We start from the raw sequence: 17,143 nt of genomic DNA on the forward strand, positions 1-17,143 counted from the left end.
ACATGGGGTACAAAACCTTTGAGCAAATAAAAGATTTACTTAGCTGTCAGTAATCCCCTTATCTTCTTAAATAAAACATCTGAATTCTCAATAGATTCTACCCACCAAACAGGTTCTAACATCGTCCGTCCCTCGGAGCAGGCTAGTGCTCGGTTCGAGAGACCTATATTTTTTTCGCCCAAGAATTATTGTCTTGAGTTTTTTGTTATAATACAATAAAACGAAAGGTCGTTGATATTAAGAATAAGATTTAAATATGGAAAAATTACATCCTAAAGTGGTTTGGATATTTTTCTTTCAATTTCTTTTTGCTCCTCTTTTTATCGGATTTTTTATTGCACCTCTTCTAATAGTAATTCAAAGAAAAATTAGCGAAGGAGCAGTTGTTCTCCCTTGGGGATGGTTGATCTCAGGACTTTTTCTTTATATCATTTTCTGTTATATTTGGGCCAAATTAACTTATCGTTTCTGGCGTTACCAACTAACTGAAGATGCAATCAAAATAGAAAAAGGAGTAATCTGGAAAAAATACATTTCCATTCCCTATGAAAGAATTCAAAACATAGATATTTATAGAGGAGTTTTAGCAAGACTTCTTGGATTAAGTGATCTTCAGATTCAAACCGCTGGATATTCAGGGGGTTATGGAAAATACGGAAGGGGAACTGAAGGTAAGCTTCCTGGTATTGATATTCAAATAGCAGAACAGTTAAGAGAAGATTTAATTAAAAAAGTTAAAGGAACAAAACAGGGATTATAGAAGTAATCATTAACTTCTTCCCAAACAGGTTCTAACAAAGTCCGTCCCCCGGAGCAGAGCAACGAAAACAGGGTCAAAAGCCCTGTTCTGTTTCTTAATTAAGACAAAAAAGCCCATCGCTGGGCAATTTTTATTTCCGCCCGCCCCGCCCGAGAGTTTTTCTCGGGGTTTTGTTTTGCGCCCGCCATTGACAGGTCTTCGGATATTTGTTAGAAAGGAATAGTTGTTTAAAAATCACGGTGAGTTAAATTGAATAAAGAGGGTCCGAGACTTGAGAGACACGTTCAGCCAACTCAACGTGGCAAAAGAGTTGTGGATTGGATCACGAAGAAGATCGCAGAAGGGGAAGGGAAATTTCCCTCAGAAATTCAGAAAAACGTAGTTTTAGAATTCTTACAGTTGCACGAAGAAACTATAGATACAAGAATACAGCCAGAAAAAAGACTCAAAAACATACTTAAAAGGATGGCTAAAAAGCGGGAATTGCCACCACTTGTGTTTGGATACCTGTTTAGAGAAAGTACCAAAAGCGTCTTATCTGCGGTTGGAAAGAAAGAAACTGATATCGTCTTAACAAAAGACCAAATCACTACTCTTCAAGGGGTCATAGAGATCCTAAAAGGAATATGCGACCACTGCGGCGGAGAGGGAGAGATTCCGTTAGGAGAGGGAGCTCAAAGAAAGACATGTCCAGAATGTAAAGGTGCTGGAGAGATTAAACCTAAAGGAATTGACGCAGAAGAGTTTGAGAAATATTAGACTCAATCTCATAGAGACAAACCCCCATATTTGTCTCTTTTTTATTTCCGCCCGCCCTGCCTTGAGAGCCACCGCTTGACAGATTATTTCTCATCTTGTAAGATTGAAACAGTTCACTTTAAACATTAAAGAGAGTGAGGTAATGTTCAGTCCAGAAGAAAAGATAGCGATAATAGACGACCTTCGATTATTCGAAAGATATCTAAGACTGGGAATAGTAGAAGGAATGAATCACGAAGAAGCAGTTCAAGAATTAGCCAGAAGACTAGATGTGGACCCATCTATTATCGAAGATTTCATTAGAAAATTTATAGAGAAAGCTGCTAAAATTAGATCTATAGAACCATTCCCTATACGGTGCGTAAGCCCATTTGTTACCGTAGATTCTCTTCCTATAGGAGTTAGAGATAAACATCTTTAACCTCCTTTTTGTTTCCACCCGCCCCCCTAGGAGTTTTTTTTTAGAATTATTTGATAGGGTTCAAAACAGGAGGGAAAATCGAAAATGGATGTAACGGAAAAAGATATAGAGGAGGCACTAAGAGGGGAAAAAAGAATTCATTGGCTTGATCTTCCACCCACTATAAAGCGACGGGACGGGACATATCTGAAAGCATCTACAGTTAAAGAGGGTTCTGAAGAGTATGAAAAGTTTCGTTCTCTCAAAGTACGGGGGTATCCTGTTCTCCTCGTTCCAGCAATCGGTACGAAATTCAGTCAGTCTGTCGTTTATGTAAGGGAAGACATCTACAATGAAGTTACGGGAAGACCACCACCCGTTTTGAGAAAATCATAAATATCGCACTTTAAAATATTATACTTTGTTAAATATGAGGAAGCCGTTTGAGTCGGCTTTTTTTATTTCCGCCCCGCCCCGAGAGTTTTTCTTGGGTGCCGCCGCCTCATCGCCAAGAAGACGATTTTTTGGTAGAGTAAATTAGTGGAAGATAAAAAACATCAAAAAATCCTCTCATATATTTGGTCTCTTAAAGAACGGGCAGAAAAATTAAGGAAAGGGGCCAGTGATTGGGAAGTAAATGTAAATATAAGTAAAAAAAGAATAAAGAAAATAGATGCTCACTCAAAATTTCTTGGGCAAATAATTAAGATATCTTTAAAGCCAGAATTAACTGAAAAAGAGAGAAAACAATTAATTCGTTTAACTAAACGTAGACTTTCCTCACTTAGAAAACATTTTTTATCGGTATATAATATAATTCAGAAAAATCCTAGTAGAGTTTGGGACAAAAAAATTAAAAGCACTGAAAGAGAGTTGGAAGAACGCCTGGTTCTTTACGAAAAAGTTGTACCATTATTATTCCGGAAGAAATTAAAGAGAGCAAAATGAGTCATATTTTAACTATTGTTGAAGTTACCAAAAAATAAGACAGGGCTTTTTTGATTAAGAACGGACCAGAACCGGCACCCTCACTCCCAGATTCTCCAAAAACCAGGTTCGAAGATCGTGGACAGTGGGGAGCTAAGAGTTTCAAGTCTATTCTGGACTTGTTTTTAATTTAATTTGACAAAAGAAGTGCGACATGTATACTTAAATCACTGTTCTTTTTACAAAGAAGAATGTCGTACTATCTAGATCTTACGTTAAATTTTTTATCTGTGAGAACTTAGAAGTAGGTCGGTAAGTTTAATAAATTTTTAAAAAAAAGATGACAAATAAGCTTTACGTAGGGAGTCTTTCTTTTGACACGACGGAAGATACTCTAAAAGATTTATTTTCCCAGGCAGGTACAGTAAATTCTGTTTCTATCATAATGGATAAATTCTCTGGTAGATCAAAGGGATTTGCATTCGTGGAAATGTCTTCAGAAAAAGAAGCCAAAAAAGCAATAGAAATGTTTAATGGAAAAGAATTAGACGGAAGGAACATCGTAGTAGACGAAGCCAAGCCGATGGTAAAGAAACCTTTCAGAAAATTCTCTGACAATCGCAAAGGATTTGGTAGAAAAAGGTTTTAGAAAGAAGACTAAAAATCAAACAACAAAGAACCTTTCACAAAAGGCTCTTTGTTTTAGATACTCACCAAACAGGTTCTAACATCGTCCGTCCCTCGGAGCTCGCTTGCCCGAGAGTTTTTCTCGGGTTTTAATTGTGGATAACTTAGGCTTGACAGGCTATAGTTATGGGTATATACTCATAATAGATAGTCATTATAAAGGTCGGGCTATCAAACAATCATTAAACTACAAAGAACAAAAATATGCCAAGATTTGATGGAAGAGGTCCTTTGGGTTTTGGTCCAGGCACTGGTTGGGGTTGGGGTCCTTGCGGTGGTGGGATGGCTTGGCGGAGAGGTCGTGGTCGTGGATTTGGAAGATTCTGGGGTTATGGTCCGTGGGGTTATGCTCCACATCAACCCAAAATAACAAAAAAAGAAGAGGTTGAAATGTTAACCGATGAAGCCGAAGTTTTGGAAGAAGAATTGAAGGCTATTAAAGAACGCCTGGTTGAACTAAAGGCCAAAAAATAAAAGAAGGCCGAGAACCCAGCCCTTTCTGAGAAGGAAGGGTTGGGGAAGCCTTCTTCATCTATAGAATACTATTAGATTTTAATAATTTCAATTATGGTTAGACCAAGACTCTGTCGAAGAATTAGATTCAATCCAAATGTTACCTATTTTAAGCCTCGGAGTGTGCCGATAAGGTTTTTAGAGGTGGTTGAATTAACAATTGAAGAAATAGAGGCTTTAAGGTTGAAAAATATAAAAGATTTAGACCAGATTGAATGCGCTAAACTAATGAAAACTTCACAAAGCACTTTCCAAAGAATTCTATCATCGGCCTACAAAAAAGTTAGCGAAGCTTTGATAAAAGGCAAAGCGATAAAGATAATAAAAATAAATTAGCCAATATTAAGATAGCTAGGTTTTTATATTAAACCTCCACCAAATAGGTTCTCCTCCTCCATTAAAATTACGGAGGACAAGTAACATCGTCCACGACCCGTGGTATTCTCGGGGTTTTGTTTTTATATGGGTTTGATATAATTGAAGTAGATTTATGGCAGATTTAATTTGTTTAGGGATCATTCAGGGGATATTTGAATGGATTCCAATTTCTAGTGAGGGAATAGTTGCGATAGCGAGTCAATTTTTAATAACAAAAGTTAACCCTATTGAAGTAGCTTTATTTCTACACCTGGGAACTCTTTTTGTAGTGCTACTTTACTTTAGAAAAGATTGGAAAGAAGTTTTAATGTTAAGAAATCCTAAATTACTTCGTTTTTTAATAATATCTACCCTTATATCTTTAGTAATTGGATACCCACTTTATAAGGTAGTTAGGAATATAGCGATAGGAAATAGCCTTTTAGTAGTGATGGGTTTTGGTTTATTTTTAACAGCTTATTTTCATAAAAAAAAGATAATTTTTAAAATAAGCCCTGGGAAATTAGCAATGATTACTGGATTTTTACAGGGGCTTTCTGTAATTCCTGGATTATCGAGGTCAGGTGTTACTATTTTTGGTTTGTCTTTAGGAAAAGTTACTCCTTCTGAGATATTAAAAATTTCTTATATGATGTCAGTCCCTGTGATTTTAGCCTCCAGTTGTTATTTATTTTTAAGGAATCCAGTTTTAGCTCTTGAAGGATGGCCATCTTTGATTTCTAGTTTTTTAGCCGGATTTTTTAGTTTGCATTTTTTGATAAAATTTACTAAAAAAATAAATTTCTTTAAATTTGCCTTAATTTTTGGCCTACTTTGTTTTTTAGGAGCGGCAATAGGATTTATAATTTGAACGATAGTGAAAAATATCCTCAAGGAAGGCATATTTTGAGCAAAGCGAAAAATATCCCTAGAGGTATAATTTAGTCCTTTTATTTCAGATAAAGTTGGTGGAGCGTTTATAGAGAAATTTCTGAAAAAAACTTGACATGTCATTTTGGCCTTGCTATATTAAAACCGACTATTTTAGTCGGTTTTAATTTGTATTACCACTATGAAAATTTCTAAAAAATCTCAGTATGGCCTACGGGCGATGGTCTATTTAGCCAACCCTCGTTTAAAAGATAAGGCCTGCCCATTAAAGAAAATTTCCAAAGATGAAGAAATCCCTTTTGATTTTTTAGAAAAAATATTCTCAAAATTGGAAAAGGCCGGTTTAATCAAAGCCAAAAGAGGTATTCAGGGAGGATATTTTTTGGCTAGAGAACCTAAAAAAATTACAGTAGGAAAAATAATAAGAATACTAGAAGGAACAATTGCTCCGGTCAGATGTATAGCTAAGGAAAAGGGAATAAAATTTCATTGTCCCAGAAAAAAAATCTGCAAGACTTTTAATGTTTGGCAGAAAATTCAAGATATTCTAAATTCTACTTTAAACTCTATTACCTTAGCAGATTTAGTGAAACCCCACAGGAAAGCGAAGCTTCCTACGGGGTAAGAAATAATATGGCAAAGAAAATAAGAAAAATATATTTAGACTACAACTCACCTACCACCCTTCAAGGAAAAATCTACATGGACTATGCGGCCACAACGCCGGTTGATCCTCGGGTAATTAAAGCCATGCTCCCTTATTTTTCAGAGAAATTTGGAAATACCATGTCCTTGCATAGTTTCGGCCAAAAAGCAAAACAAGCCCTTGAAGAAAGTAGGGAGGTGATAACTGATTTAATGGGAGGCAAGCCAAATGAAATAATCTTTACTGGCTCAGGAACTGAGAGTAATAATCTGGCTTTAAAAGGAATTGCCTTTGCCAATAAAAAAAGGGGGAGACATATTATAATTTCCCAAATTGAGCACCCCAGTATTTTAGAAACCGCAAAATGGTTAGAAAGTCAGGGACTTAAGGTAACTAAATTGCCAGTTGATAGACATGGTTTGATTAATCTTGATGATTTTAAAAAGGCAATAGAAAAGGATACTATTTTGGTTTCAATAATCCATGCAAACAATGAAATAGGAACAATTCAGGAGATTTCAAAGATTGGAAAGATTTGTAAAGAAAAAAGAGTTTATTTTCATACCGATGCTACTCAAAGTTTTGGGAAAGTTCCAATAGATGTAAATAAAATGAATGTAGATTTGCTGACAGCTAATTCTCATAAGATGTATGGGGTAAAAGGAGCAGCTTGTTTATTTGTCAGAGAAGGTACTAAAATTGCGCCGATTTTGCATGGAGGTGGTCATGAAAAAGGTCTAAGATCTTCTACGGTAAATGTTCCGGCCATTGTTGGATTTGCCGAGGCAGCCAGGATCTGCAAAAAAGAAATGAAAAAAGAAAGAAAGAGGCTAATAAAATTAAGAGATAAATTGATTAAAAATATTCTTAGAAAAATAGAAGGATCTTATTTAAATGGTCATCCAAAAAAGAGGCTTCTAAACAATGCCAATTTCTGGTTTTCTTTTGTTGAAGGTGAATCTTTGGTTATTCAACTTGACCTTTTGGGTATCGCTGCCTCAACTGGATCGGCTTGTTCTTCAGCCAAATTAGAACCAAGCCATGTTCTTTTAGCAATAGGCTTAAAACCTCATCAAGCCCACGGCTCTTTGAGATTAACTTTGGGAAGGTGGACAAAAGAGAAAGACATTGATTATGTCCTAAAAGTATTACCAAAAATAATAAAAAGATTAAGAAAAATTTCTCCTTTCAAATATGAATAAAATTGGACCCTATACAAAAAAAGTTATTGAACATTTTAAAAATCCCCACAACTATGGAAGGATGAAAAATCCAGATGGACTGGGAAAGGTGGGGAATATTGTTTGTGGAGATGTGATGTGGCTTTATATAAAAGTTGGAAAGAATACAAAAGGGAAAGATAAAATTAAGGATATAAAATTTGAAACTTTTGGTTGTGTAGCAGCTCTTGCCACCAGTAGCGTGATTACTGATTTAGCTAAAGGAAAGAAGATTGAAGAGGCATTAAAAATTGAAAGGGATAAAGTTATTAAATCTTTAGGAGGTTTACCTCCAATCAAACACCATTGTTCTTTATTAGCCATTGATGCTTTATCTGAGGCAATTTACGATTATTCGTTAAAGAATAAAAAGAGAATTCCAAAAAAACTTCAAGAAAGGCATGAGAGAATTAAAAGGGAAAGGAAAGAAATAGGGAAGAGATACAAAGAATGGATAAAAATTGAGGAGAAAATGCATAAACAATGAAAAGGCTAAAAGAAAAAGTAATATGCGCTATGTCTGGTGGCATCGATTCATCGGTGGCTGCTGCCCTTTTGAAAAGGGCAGGTTTTGATGTTGTAGGAATCTTTATGAAGTTTTGGTCAGAGCCTGTAGAGGATGGATTGATAGGGGCTTGGAATAGATGCTGTTCGCCAGAAGCTGAAAAAAGAGCAGGGAAGGTGGCTAGTTACCTTTCTATTCCATTTTATGTTTATAGATTTGAAAAAGAATTTAAGAAAAGAATAGTTGATTATTTTTTAAAAGAGCATAAAGCAGGGAGGACCCCAAATCCCTGTGTGATTTGTAACAAAGAAATAAAATTCGGAATTTTACTAGAAAAGGCTCTGGCTTTGGAGGCAGATTATGTAGCCACTGGACACTACGCCCGTCTCCGACGGGAAATTCCAACCCCCAAATCTCAAACCCCAAACTATAAATTACTAAGAGCTAAAGATAAAGGAAAGGATCAATCTTATTTTCTTTGGCAGCTCAATCAAAAGCAATTAAAGCATATTTTGTTTCCAATTGGAGATTATACCAAAGACGAAGTTAGAAAATTAGCCAAGAAGTTTGAATTACCCGTTCTCAACATTCCAGAATCTATGGAGATTTGTTTTATTTCAACTACCATAAATGATTTTTTAAAAAGATATCTTAAATCAAAACCAGGCCCCATAGTAGAACCCCGAACAAAAGCAAGCTTTATACGGAACAGGCAAGTTCACTACAGGGCAAGAAAAATTGTGGGGCAACATCAGGGATTATATTTTTACACTATTGGCCAGAGAAAAGGAATAGGACTTCCCGGCGGTCCTTACTATGTTTTAGATAAAGATATAAAAAGGAATCTTTTAATTGTAACCAAAAATGACAAGGATTTATATAAAAAAGAATTGATTGCTAAGAATATTAATTGGATTTCTGGTAAAGAGCCAGAATTGCCCTTAAAAATAAAGGCCAAAATAAGATATAGGCACCGGCCAGCCTCAGCAACTATAATCAAGAAATTGAAAGCAAAAACTTACAGATTAATTTTCGATAAGCCCCAACGAGCAGTAACTCCTGGTCAATCAGCAGTTTTTTTTAAAGGACAGGAACTTCTTGGGGGAGGAATAATTTCTAAATTATGAGATTTTTTTCCAGAAAAGAAAAATTTCAGTGATTTAGAGAAAGAACAATAAAATGAGGAAAATTTATATTTTCATTTTAAGCACATTAGTTTTAGGAGGAATAATTCTCTTAGTTAAATATTATTTGCCGGCAAAATCAGAAATCGAATTAAAAGGTCAATGCGAAATTAATGAGATGATATTTTATTATTCTAACCGGTGCGGCTGGTGTAACAAAGTGAAAACAGAAAAAACAATCCCAAAATTAAGACAACTCGGCGTGGATATAACTGAAATAGATGTAGATGTGGAGCCAATTAAGCATCAATTTGGAGGAGTCCCCACACTTGTTATAGTTGGAGAAATATATTCTGGCTATCGGACATTTGAACAATTAAAGGAAATGTTAAATTGTAAAGAATTGTGACTAAAAAAATTACTTTACCTATTAAGGGAATGCATTGCGAAAGCTGTGCCAAGATTATTGAAAAAGCTCTTTTAAAAGAAAAAGGGATAATTTCGGCTAATATTAATTTTTCTTTAGCAAAAGCGACCATTGAATATAATCCGGAAAAGATTGACAAGGAAGAAAAGGAAGAAATTAAAAAAGCGATTAAAAAGACAGGTTATGAAGCCTTGGAAAAGGAAGGAGAAATGAAGGACTCCAGCCCACCCGCCACCCTCCCACAGAAGTGGGCCCCTGAAATTAAGAAGGGGTGGCAGCGGTTTTGGTTCGGCGTTGTTTTGACTCTACCAGTATTTGTTATTTCAACTTTTTTTTATGATCCAAAATGGAATCTTTTACTTTTTGCCTTAGCTACTCCAGTTCAGGTGATTCTAGGCTGGCCTTTTTATAGAGGCACATATTTTGCTTTAAAACAAAAAATGGCTGATATGAATGTTTTGGTGGGTTTGAGTGCTTTGACTGCTTATTTCTATTCCCTTTTTGCCACTTTCTTTATTTCGGGCCCAGTCTTTTATCAGGCTTCAACTATGGTTTTAACTACTATCACCTTAGGTATGTTATTAGAAAAGATTTCTAGGGGTAGAGTAGGAGAAGCAATTAAAAAGTTGATGAATCTTGAGGCAAAAAGAGCAAAAATCTTGAGAAATGGCCAAGAAATAGATGTTTCTCCGGCAGAGATTAAAAAAGGCGACATAGTTATTGTAAGGCCGGGCGAAAAAATACCAACGGATGGAATTATTACTGAAGGCAGATCAACCATCGACGAGTCGATGCTTACTGGTGAATCGATTCCAGTAGATAAGAAAGTAGGAGACGAAGTTTTTGGGGCAACCATTAATAAAGAAGGAGTTTTTAAGTTTAAAGCAACCCAAGTGGGGGAAGAAACCACACTTTCGCAGATCATTAAGTTAGTTGAAGAGGCTCAGGCCTCAAAAGCACCTATTCAACAAATAGCAGATAAAGTAATCGCCTGGTTTGTGCCAATTGTGGTAACGATCGCCCTCCTTTCATTTGTGGTTTGGTATTTCTGGCAGGGAAGCACCTTTTTATTCGCCCTGACTGCCTTGGTGGCAGTTTTGGTTATTGCCTGTCCCTGTGCTTTGGGAATTGCTACTCCAACAGCTATTATGGCTGGGACTAGTAGAGGAGCGGAAAAAGGCATTCTAATTAAAGGGGGACAGTATCTAGAAAAGGCCCGAGAATTAACCACTATTGTTTTTGATAAGACTGGAACACTTACTAAAGGAGAACCAGAAGTAACCAATATAAGAGGAGATGTTTTAAAATTAGCAGCTAGCCTTGGAAACAATACCACTCATCCCTTGGATAAAGCCATTGTAAAAGAGGCAAAGAGCAAAAACATAGCGCTATTAAATGTCCAAAATTTCGAAGCAATTCCAGGGAAGGGAATTAAAGGAAAGATAAGAGAAAAGAAAGTCTTATTGGGAAATCGTAGACTAGTTAAGAGTGATTTAGGCAAAGAATGGGAAGAGGAAGGGAAAACAGTGATATTGATTTCAGTAGAAGGAGAAGTAAAAGGGGCAATTGCTGTTGCCGATACCTTAAAAGAACATTCAAAAGAGGCAATCGAAAATCTAAAGAAGATGGGACTAAAGATAGTAATGATTACCGGAGATAATGAAAAAACTGCACGGGCCATTGGAGAACAGTTGAGGGTTGATGAAATTTTAGCCGAGGTTCTTCCCCAAGATAAAGAAAAAGAAATTAGAAGACTTCAAAATGAAGGGAAGATTGTGGGAGCAGTAGGTGATGGGATAAATGATGCTCCGATGCTCGTAGCCTCAGATATTGGTATTGCTATGGGCGCTGGCACTGACGTAGCCAAAGAAGCTGGAGGTATTATTTTAGTTAAGGATGATATAAGGGATGTGGTTAAAGCAATTGAACTTTCCAGAAAAACTTTCTTAAAAATAAAACAAAATCTCTTTTTAGCTTTTATTTACAACGTCTTAGCTATTCCTATTGCTGCTGGCCTTCTCTATCCTTGGCTAGGTTTCTTATTAAGACCAGAAATTGCCGCTCTTGCTATGATTCTTTCTGATATATCGGTCGTGAGTAACTCTCTTTTGCTTAGAAAGTGGAACTAGTAAAGAAAAATTTCCATCAATAGCAGTCGCTTGACTGCTTTTTAAATAAATTTTAAATTAAAGATTATTATGATATACTAAGAGAGATTAAAATGAAGAAAATCATTTGGTTATTACTTTTAATTATTTTTTTAAGCCTTTGGATTAAAGCCGATTTTAGTTTAGCTCAAGAAAGCCAAATCAATCTTTATTTTTTTTATGGAGAAACTTGTTCTCATTGCAAAAAGGCAGAAAAATTTTTGGGAAATTTAAAAGAAAAATATCCTGAACTTCAAATAAAATCTTTTGAGGTTTTTGGGAATAAAGAAAATGCTGGATTGCTCTTAAAGTTCTTGGAAGCCTGCGAGGAAAAAAAACAGGTTCGCGTTCCAGTCATATTTATTGGGAATGAAGTCATAATTAGATATTTAAGCGATGAAACCACTGGTAAAACAATTGAAGCTGCAGTTTTTCAATGTTTAGAGAAGGGCTGCTCAGACCCCTTAGAGAAATTAGGAGAATGCGAGACCTGTGAATGCGAGGGCGAAATGTGCGATTGCCAGGTATGCGAGTGCAAACCCAGGGAAACCGAAATGGATCAAATCATCCGCCTTCCCTTAATTGGCGAAATTGATCTTTCTAAATTATCTCTACCGACATTGACAGTGATTTTGGGAGCCTTAGATGGCTTAAATCCCTGTGCGATGTGGGTTTTAGCATTTTTAATTATTCTTTTAATAAATACTCGTTCAAGAAAAAGGATGTGGTTAATTGGCGGGACTTTCATTCTAGCTTCAGGAATTGTTTATTTTTTAGTTTTGTCTGCTTGGCTAAATTTGTTTTTAGCAATATCCTATGTCAATCTAACAAGAAAATTGATTGGAATTCTGGCAATTGGAGTAGGGATTTGGCAGATTAAAAATTTTGTTACTTATCATCCAGGAGTTTGCAAAGTTCTTGGTTTAAGATCGAAGCTGGAAAAAGGATTGCGAGATCGGGCTGAGAAAATAGTTACTTCTCCATTTACTTTTGGAATAATAGTCGGCTTAATTATTTTAGCCCTAGGAGTGAATTTGGTAGAATTTTTCTGCTCATTCGGATTGCCAGCATTTTTTACGCAGATTTTATCTTTAAATAACTTAAGTAAATTTAGTTACTATTCTTATCTTTTGCTTTATACTTTCATTTTTATGCTCGATGATTTGATTATTCTTTTGTTAGCAATTATTACCTTAAGCAAAATTGGTTTTACTGAAAAATATAACTATTGGTCAACTCTAATTGGAGGATTATTAATACTGGCCTTGGGAATTTTGTTAATATTTAAACCCGAGCTTTTAATGTTTGGTTAAAACATCAGAAAGGGCGATGGGGAAACTGGGTGTTTCCCCGTAGCGGAAATATTAAAACCGAGGGGTTTTAAGGAGCGGTGTTAGCGCAATTGCCGAAGGCAATTGTCGCGTGCCGCGACGTTCGGTTAAGCACCATATTATCTATGAATCAAAATTGGATTAGAGAAATTCAAGAAAGGGTAAAGGGAATTCCTATTTCCAGTGGTAGATCCGATAAATTTGGCAAAATTAGTTTTGATGATTTGGTTTTCGTCCCAGCCCAGTTAGCTAAAAGACCGGTAGATTATTTTAAAGAGGAAATTAGCTCAAAGACAATTATCGGTAAAAAAAGTAAAAAACCGATAGAACTTAAAACCCCAATTATCATTGGAGCGATGTCTTTTGGGGCTTTGTCTGGCGAGGCAAAGATTGCCTTAGCCAAGGCTTCGACAATCGTCGGAACAATCGAAAACACTGGAGAAGGAGGAATACTGTCCGAGGAAAGGAAATTTTCAAAATATTTAATCGTTCAGTACAGCACTGGAAGGTTTGGTATAGATGAAGAAATATTAAAAAAGGCTGATGCCATTGAGATTAAAATTGGACAGGGGGCAAAGCCAGGTATGGGTGGCTATTTACCAGGAGAAAAGGTAACCGAAGAAATCGCCAGAATTAGAAAAGTTGAGAAAGATAAAGAAATTCGTTCTCCGGCCTGTCATCCGGATATAAAAAATGTTGAAGATTTAAGAGAAAAAGTAAGATGGTTAAGAGAAATTACAAATGGCAGCCTTATTATTATTAAATTAGGGGCTGGCGATATTGAAAATGATATTAAATTGGCAGTAAAAGCTAATCCCGATATAATTGCTATTGATGGAAAGGAAGGAGGAACGGGAGCAGCTCCTCGAGTTTTACTTGATGAAGTAGGGATTCCCACTCTCTCTGCCTTGGTAAAAGCCCGAGAAGTGTTAGATGAAATAAAAACTTCCCAGGAATTATGGATAGGGGGTGGATTAAATAAAGGTGGCGATTTTGCCAAGGCTTTAGCCTTGGGAGCCGATGCAGTATTTGTTGCCTTCCCTTTACTAATTGCCATGGGTTGTACCTATTGTAGATTGTGTCATGTAGGAAAATGTCCAAAGGGAATTGCCACTCAAGACCCAGAATTAAGAAAAAATTTAAATATTGAAAAAGCCAGCCAGAGCATTGCTTCTTTCATAAGAAATTGCACAGAAGAAATAAAAATGATTACCGGAGCCTGTGGAAAGAATGATGTCCATCATTTAACTAAAGAAGATTTAAGAACCCTAACTTCAGATATGGCAAAAATCAGTGGGGTTAAATTAGTTTCGGATTAAAATGGAAACTTTCTTTTGGATAATTTTAAGTACATTTTTAATCAGTCTAATAGCCTTTGTTGGGGCTTTAGCCTTATTTTTAAAGGAAAGGTTATTGGATAAAATCCTCCTAATCTTTGTTGCTTTTTCAGCCGGAGCTTTAATTGGAGGAGCATTTTTCCATTTAATACCGGAAGCAATTGCCAGAGCTGGAATTAACCAAATTTTAAACACATTTTTTTACTTAATTTTTGGCTTTTGTCTTTTTTTCGTCCTTGAACAATTTATCGGATGGCACCACCATCACACTAGGGAACATCCTGAAATAATGCCATTTTCTTACCTGATTTTAATCAGTGATGCTGTTCATAATTTTATTGATGGTTTAATTATTGCTGCTTCCTTTGTGATTGGATTTCCAATTGGAGCAGTTACTGCTTTAGTGGTAGCCCTGCATGAAATTCCCCAAGAAATTGGTGATTTCGGAGTTTTAGTTTACGGTGGATTTAAGAAAGGCAAGGCTTTGTTTCTCAATTTTATCTCAGGAACTACTGTTGTTTTTGGAGGAATTTTTGGCTTTCTTTTTGCTGAAAAGATAGGGGACAAGACTATTTTTCTTTTACCTTTTGCCGCCGGCACTTTTATTTATATCGCCTGTTCGGATTTGATTCCTGAAATTAAACGGGAAGTAAATATTAAGAATTCACTCATCCATTTTTTCGTATTTTTAGCTGGGATAGGCCTAATGTTAATCATAAAGTTAAGATAACCCCACCTTAATTAAAGGGCTTGACTATAATTCTTGCTTAAATTAAGGTATAATGAAGTTGTGGAAAAAGGTCGATTTTTGAAAAAACTTTAAAATTCATAAAATATTATGGAAGGATATTGCGTAAAGTGTAAAGCTAAAAGAGAAATAAAGGATGAAAAAGAAATAACAATGAAGGGAAAGGGAGGAACAAAAAGAAGAGCATTAACTGGAACTTGTCCTGCTTGTGGGACAAAAATGTTTAGAATTTTAGGGAAAGCTTAAGAATAAAACCTTTCTACCAGAATAAGATAAATTAAAGAATATTTTTAACCCAAGACCGGGAAAACTCGATTTTGGGTTGTTTGTTTTAATAAAATAGCTTTGACTAAGAAAACCCGAAATTGTATTTTTTTTATCTTTAGTGGTTTAATTTTTATTAATATTTTAGCTTGGATTGTTGTTTTCGATCTTAATGGACCTCAATTTTTGGAGGTCACTTTTTTTGATGTTGGTCAAGGAGATGCCATTTTTATTGAAACTCCAAAATTTCACCAGATTTTAATTGATGGAGGTCCAGATTCAACTATTTTAGAAAAATTGGGAAAAACTCTGCCTTTTTATGATAGATCTTTAGATTTAGTAATTTTGACCCATCCCGAATATGATCATATGGCCGGACTAATTGAGGTTTTAAAAAGATATAAAGTCGATTTTGTTTTATGGACTGGAGTGATTAGGGATACATCCGAATATGAAGAATGGCAAAAAGTAATCAGAAAAGAGGGGACAGTAATAAAAATAGCTGAATCTGGTCAAAAAATATTATGGGAATCTAACCCTAAAAATTTTATTGATATTTTATATCCCTTTGAAGATTTAGCCGGTCAGGAAATCAAAAGGAGTAATGACACCTCAATTGTGAGTAGATTGGTTTTTACTAATAACACCTTTCTTTTCACTGGTGATATTTCTAAATCAGTGGAAAAAAAAATGATTAATCGAGAAATCGATTTTAATTCTAATATTTTAAAGGTTGCCCACCATGGTTCAAAAACTTCAACTTCTGAAGAATTTTTAAAAAAAGTTTTGCCAGAAATTGCCGTTGTGCAGGTTGGAGAAAATAAATATGGACATCCAAATTCAGAGGTATTGGAAAAGTTAAAATTTTTTGATATAAAGGTTTTAAGGACAGATTTAAATGGTGATATAAAAATAATTAGCGATGGAATAAAATTTAAATATGAAACAGCAATTTCCAATTTTTAAAACAAAAATTAAGGGCGTTTCTCGCTCGTTTAATTTATCTAATCCCAAAAACTGTAAGGAATATTTTAAACTAAAAGCTGGACCGGAAATTAAAAAAATAAGAGATTATTTGAAAAAAAATACCTTTATTGCTTATTTTTTAGGGAAAAAAGGTTCTGGTAAGGGAACTTATTCTAAATTGTTTATAGAAACAGTTGCTCCTCAGCGAGTGAGTCATGTTTCTATCGGTGATATTATCAGGGATGTTCACCAAGAAATATCAAACGAGAATAAAAAAAGAGAATTAATCAATTGGCTATCAAAGAATTACCGGGGCTATATTTCGATTGATCAGGCAATCCAAGCTCTCTTGAGTAGAAGCACGGAAACCCTTTTGCCAACTGAGCTCATATTAGCTTTAGTTAAAAGAAAAATAAGTAAAATAGGAAGAAAAGCTCTTTTTATTGATGGTTTTCCTCGAGGCTTAGATCAAATATCATATTCGCTATTTTTTAGAGACCTTATTGATTATCGGGAGGATCCAGACATTTTTGTTCTCATTAATGCTCCCGAAGCTGTGATTGATGAAAGAATAAAACATCGGGTAGTTTGTCCTCTTTGTCAGACTCCCGGAAATTTAAAGCTATGTCCAACAGAAGAAGTCGTCTATGATAAAAAGCAGGGAAAATTTTATTTAATCTGTCATAATCCTGATTGTAAAGGAAGAAAAATGGTTTCAAAAGAAGGGGATGAGTTAGGGATAGAGCCAATAAGAGATCGTTTAGAAATGGACGAAAAATTAATAAGGCAAGCCTTTTCACTTTACGGAATCCCGAAAATTCTTTTGAGAAATTCAGTTCCGATAAAATTGGCAAAAGATTTTGTTGATGATTATGAAATTACCCCAGAATATAGTTATCAGTGGGATGAGAAAAAAAAGAAAGTCAAAATAATTGAAAAACCCTGGATAGTTTTAGATGATAAAGGGGTTCGATCTTTCAGTTTGTTGCCTCAAGCCATGGCAGTTTCTTTAATTAAACAAACAGTAGATATTTTAAATCTCTGAGCCTTATAACAGAAAGATCTTACTATTGGGTAAAAACTGTGGATATTTCAGAAGAATGAATGAGGTCTAAAAATTTGACAGCTTTTTTA

Annotated in this window: 21 protein-coding genes; all 21 read left to right on the forward strand. The window is 35.3% G+C overall.

What is annotated here, in order from left to right; genetic code table 11:
• Positions 1-256: 256 nt before the first annotated feature.
• Positions 257-760 (forward strand): PH domain-containing protein, encoded by a 504-nt coding sequence (locus tag KJA15_01530; protein MBZ9572003.1) that lies wholly within the window; start codon positions 257-259, stop codon positions 758-760.
• A 312-nt stretch (positions 761-1,072) separates the two neighbouring features.
• Positions 1,073-1,519 (forward strand): hypothetical protein, encoded by a 447-nt coding sequence (locus KJA15_01535; GenBank protein MBZ9572004.1) that lies wholly within the window; start codon positions 1,073-1,075, stop codon positions 1,517-1,519.
• A 142-nt stretch (positions 1,520-1,661) separates the two neighbouring features.
• Positions 1,662-1,940, forward strand: a complete 279-nt coding sequence (locus tag KJA15_01540) for a hypothetical protein (protein MBZ9572005.1) — start codon at positions 1,662-1,664, stop codon at positions 1,938-1,940.
• A gap of 84 nt (positions 1,941-2,024) precedes the next feature.
• A complete protein-coding gene (locus tag KJA15_01545) occupies positions 2,025-2,315 on the forward strand; it encodes a hypothetical protein (GenBank protein ID MBZ9572006.1) in 291 nt (96 codons plus the stop codon).
• A 144-nt stretch (positions 2,316-2,459) separates the two neighbouring features.
• Positions 2,460-2,867 (forward strand): hypothetical protein, encoded by a 408-nt coding sequence (locus tag KJA15_01550; protein ID MBZ9572007.1) that lies wholly within the window; start codon positions 2,460-2,462, stop codon positions 2,865-2,867.
• Between the two features lie 319 nt (positions 2,868-3,186).
• A complete protein-coding gene (locus KJA15_01555) occupies positions 3,187-3,495 on the forward strand; it encodes an RNA-binding protein (GenBank protein MBZ9572008.1) in 309 nt (102 codons plus the stop codon).
• A gap of 242 nt (positions 3,496-3,737) precedes the next feature.
• Positions 3,738-4,007 carry a DUF5320 domain-containing protein gene (locus KJA15_01560; protein MBZ9572009.1) on the forward strand — a complete coding sequence of 90 codons (270 nt, stop codon included), beginning with the start codon at positions 3,738-3,740 and terminating at the stop codon, positions 4,005-4,007.
• A 93-nt stretch (positions 4,008-4,100) separates the two neighbouring features.
• Positions 4,101-4,382, forward strand: a complete 282-nt coding sequence (locus KJA15_01565) for a DUF134 domain-containing protein (protein ID MBZ9572010.1) — start codon at positions 4,101-4,103, stop codon at positions 4,380-4,382.
• A gap of 154 nt (positions 4,383-4,536) precedes the next feature.
• On the forward strand, positions 4,537-5,274 hold the full coding sequence (locus KJA15_01570) for an undecaprenyl-diphosphate phosphatase (GenBank protein MBZ9572011.1): 738 nt from the start codon (positions 4,537-4,539) through the stop codon (positions 5,272-5,274).
• Positions 5,275-5,475: 201 nt separating this feature from the next.
• Complete coding sequence (locus KJA15_01575; GenBank protein ID MBZ9572012.1) at positions 5,476-5,919, forward strand: RrF2 family transcriptional regulator; 444 nt, start codon at positions 5,476-5,478, stop codon at positions 5,917-5,919.
• 77 nt (positions 5,920-5,996) lie between these two features.
• A complete protein-coding gene (locus tag KJA15_01580) occupies positions 5,997-7,142 on the forward strand; it encodes a cysteine desulfurase (GenBank protein ID MBZ9572013.1) in 1,146 nt (381 codons plus the stop codon).
• Positions 7,135-7,647 (forward strand): iron-sulfur cluster assembly scaffold protein, encoded by a 513-nt coding sequence (locus KJA15_01585; GenBank protein MBZ9572014.1) that lies wholly within the window; start codon positions 7,135-7,137, stop codon positions 7,645-7,647. The genes KJA15_01580 and KJA15_01585 overlap by 8 nt, the downstream gene beginning before the upstream one ends.
• Positions 7,644-8,792 carry a tRNA 2-thiouridine(34) synthase MnmA gene (gene mnmA / locus KJA15_01590; GenBank protein MBZ9572015.1) on the forward strand — a complete coding sequence of 383 codons (1,149 nt, stop codon included), beginning with the start codon at positions 7,644-7,646 and terminating at the stop codon, positions 8,790-8,792. Before KJA15_01585 ends, mnmA begins: the two co-directional genes overlap by 4 nt.
• Positions 8,793-8,844: 52 nt before the next feature.
• Positions 8,845-9,198 carry a hypothetical protein gene (locus KJA15_01595; GenBank protein MBZ9572016.1) on the forward strand — a complete coding sequence of 118 codons (354 nt, stop codon included), beginning with the start codon at positions 8,845-8,847 and terminating at the stop codon, positions 9,196-9,198.
• Positions 9,195-11,345 (forward strand): cadmium-translocating P-type ATPase, encoded by a 2,151-nt coding sequence (gene cadA / locus KJA15_01600; GenBank protein MBZ9572017.1) that lies wholly within the window; start codon positions 9,195-9,197, stop codon positions 11,343-11,345. Before KJA15_01595 ends, cadA begins: the two co-directional genes overlap by 4 nt.
• Before the next feature lie 92 nt (positions 11,346-11,437).
• A complete protein-coding gene (locus KJA15_01605) occupies positions 11,438-12,676 on the forward strand; it encodes a hypothetical protein (protein MBZ9572018.1) in 1,239 nt (412 codons plus the stop codon).
• Positions 12,677-12,819: 143 nt separating this feature from the next.
• Positions 12,820-14,013 (forward strand): FMN-binding glutamate synthase family protein, encoded by a 1,194-nt coding sequence (locus KJA15_01610; GenBank protein ID MBZ9572019.1) that lies wholly within the window; start codon positions 12,820-12,822, stop codon positions 14,011-14,013.
• Position 14,014: 1 nt separating this feature from the next.
• Entirely contained in the window at positions 14,015-14,761 is a 747-nt protein-coding gene (locus tag KJA15_01615; protein ID MBZ9572020.1) for a ZIP family metal transporter, read from the forward strand.
• Positions 14,762-14,869: 108 nt separating this feature from the next.
• On the forward strand, positions 14,870-15,025 hold the full coding sequence (locus KJA15_01620) for a hypothetical protein (protein MBZ9572021.1): 156 nt from the start codon (positions 14,870-14,872) through the stop codon (positions 15,023-15,025).
• 99 nt (positions 15,026-15,124) lie between these two features.
• Positions 15,125-16,009, forward strand: a complete 885-nt coding sequence (locus KJA15_01625) for an MBL fold metallo-hydrolase (protein MBZ9572022.1) — start codon at positions 15,125-15,127, stop codon at positions 16,007-16,009.
• Positions 15,984-17,054, forward strand: a complete 1,071-nt coding sequence (locus tag KJA15_01630) for an AAA family ATPase (protein ID MBZ9572023.1) — start codon at positions 15,984-15,986, stop codon at positions 17,052-17,054. Before KJA15_01625 ends, KJA15_01630 begins: the two co-directional genes overlap by 26 nt.
• Positions 17,055-17,143 lie beyond the last annotated feature (89 nt).

It is taken from the genome of Patescibacteria group bacterium (assembly GCA_020148145.1).
Classification (GTDB): domain Bacteria; phylum Patescibacteriota; class Minisyncoccia; order Minisyncoccales; family JAHCRE01; genus JAHCRE01.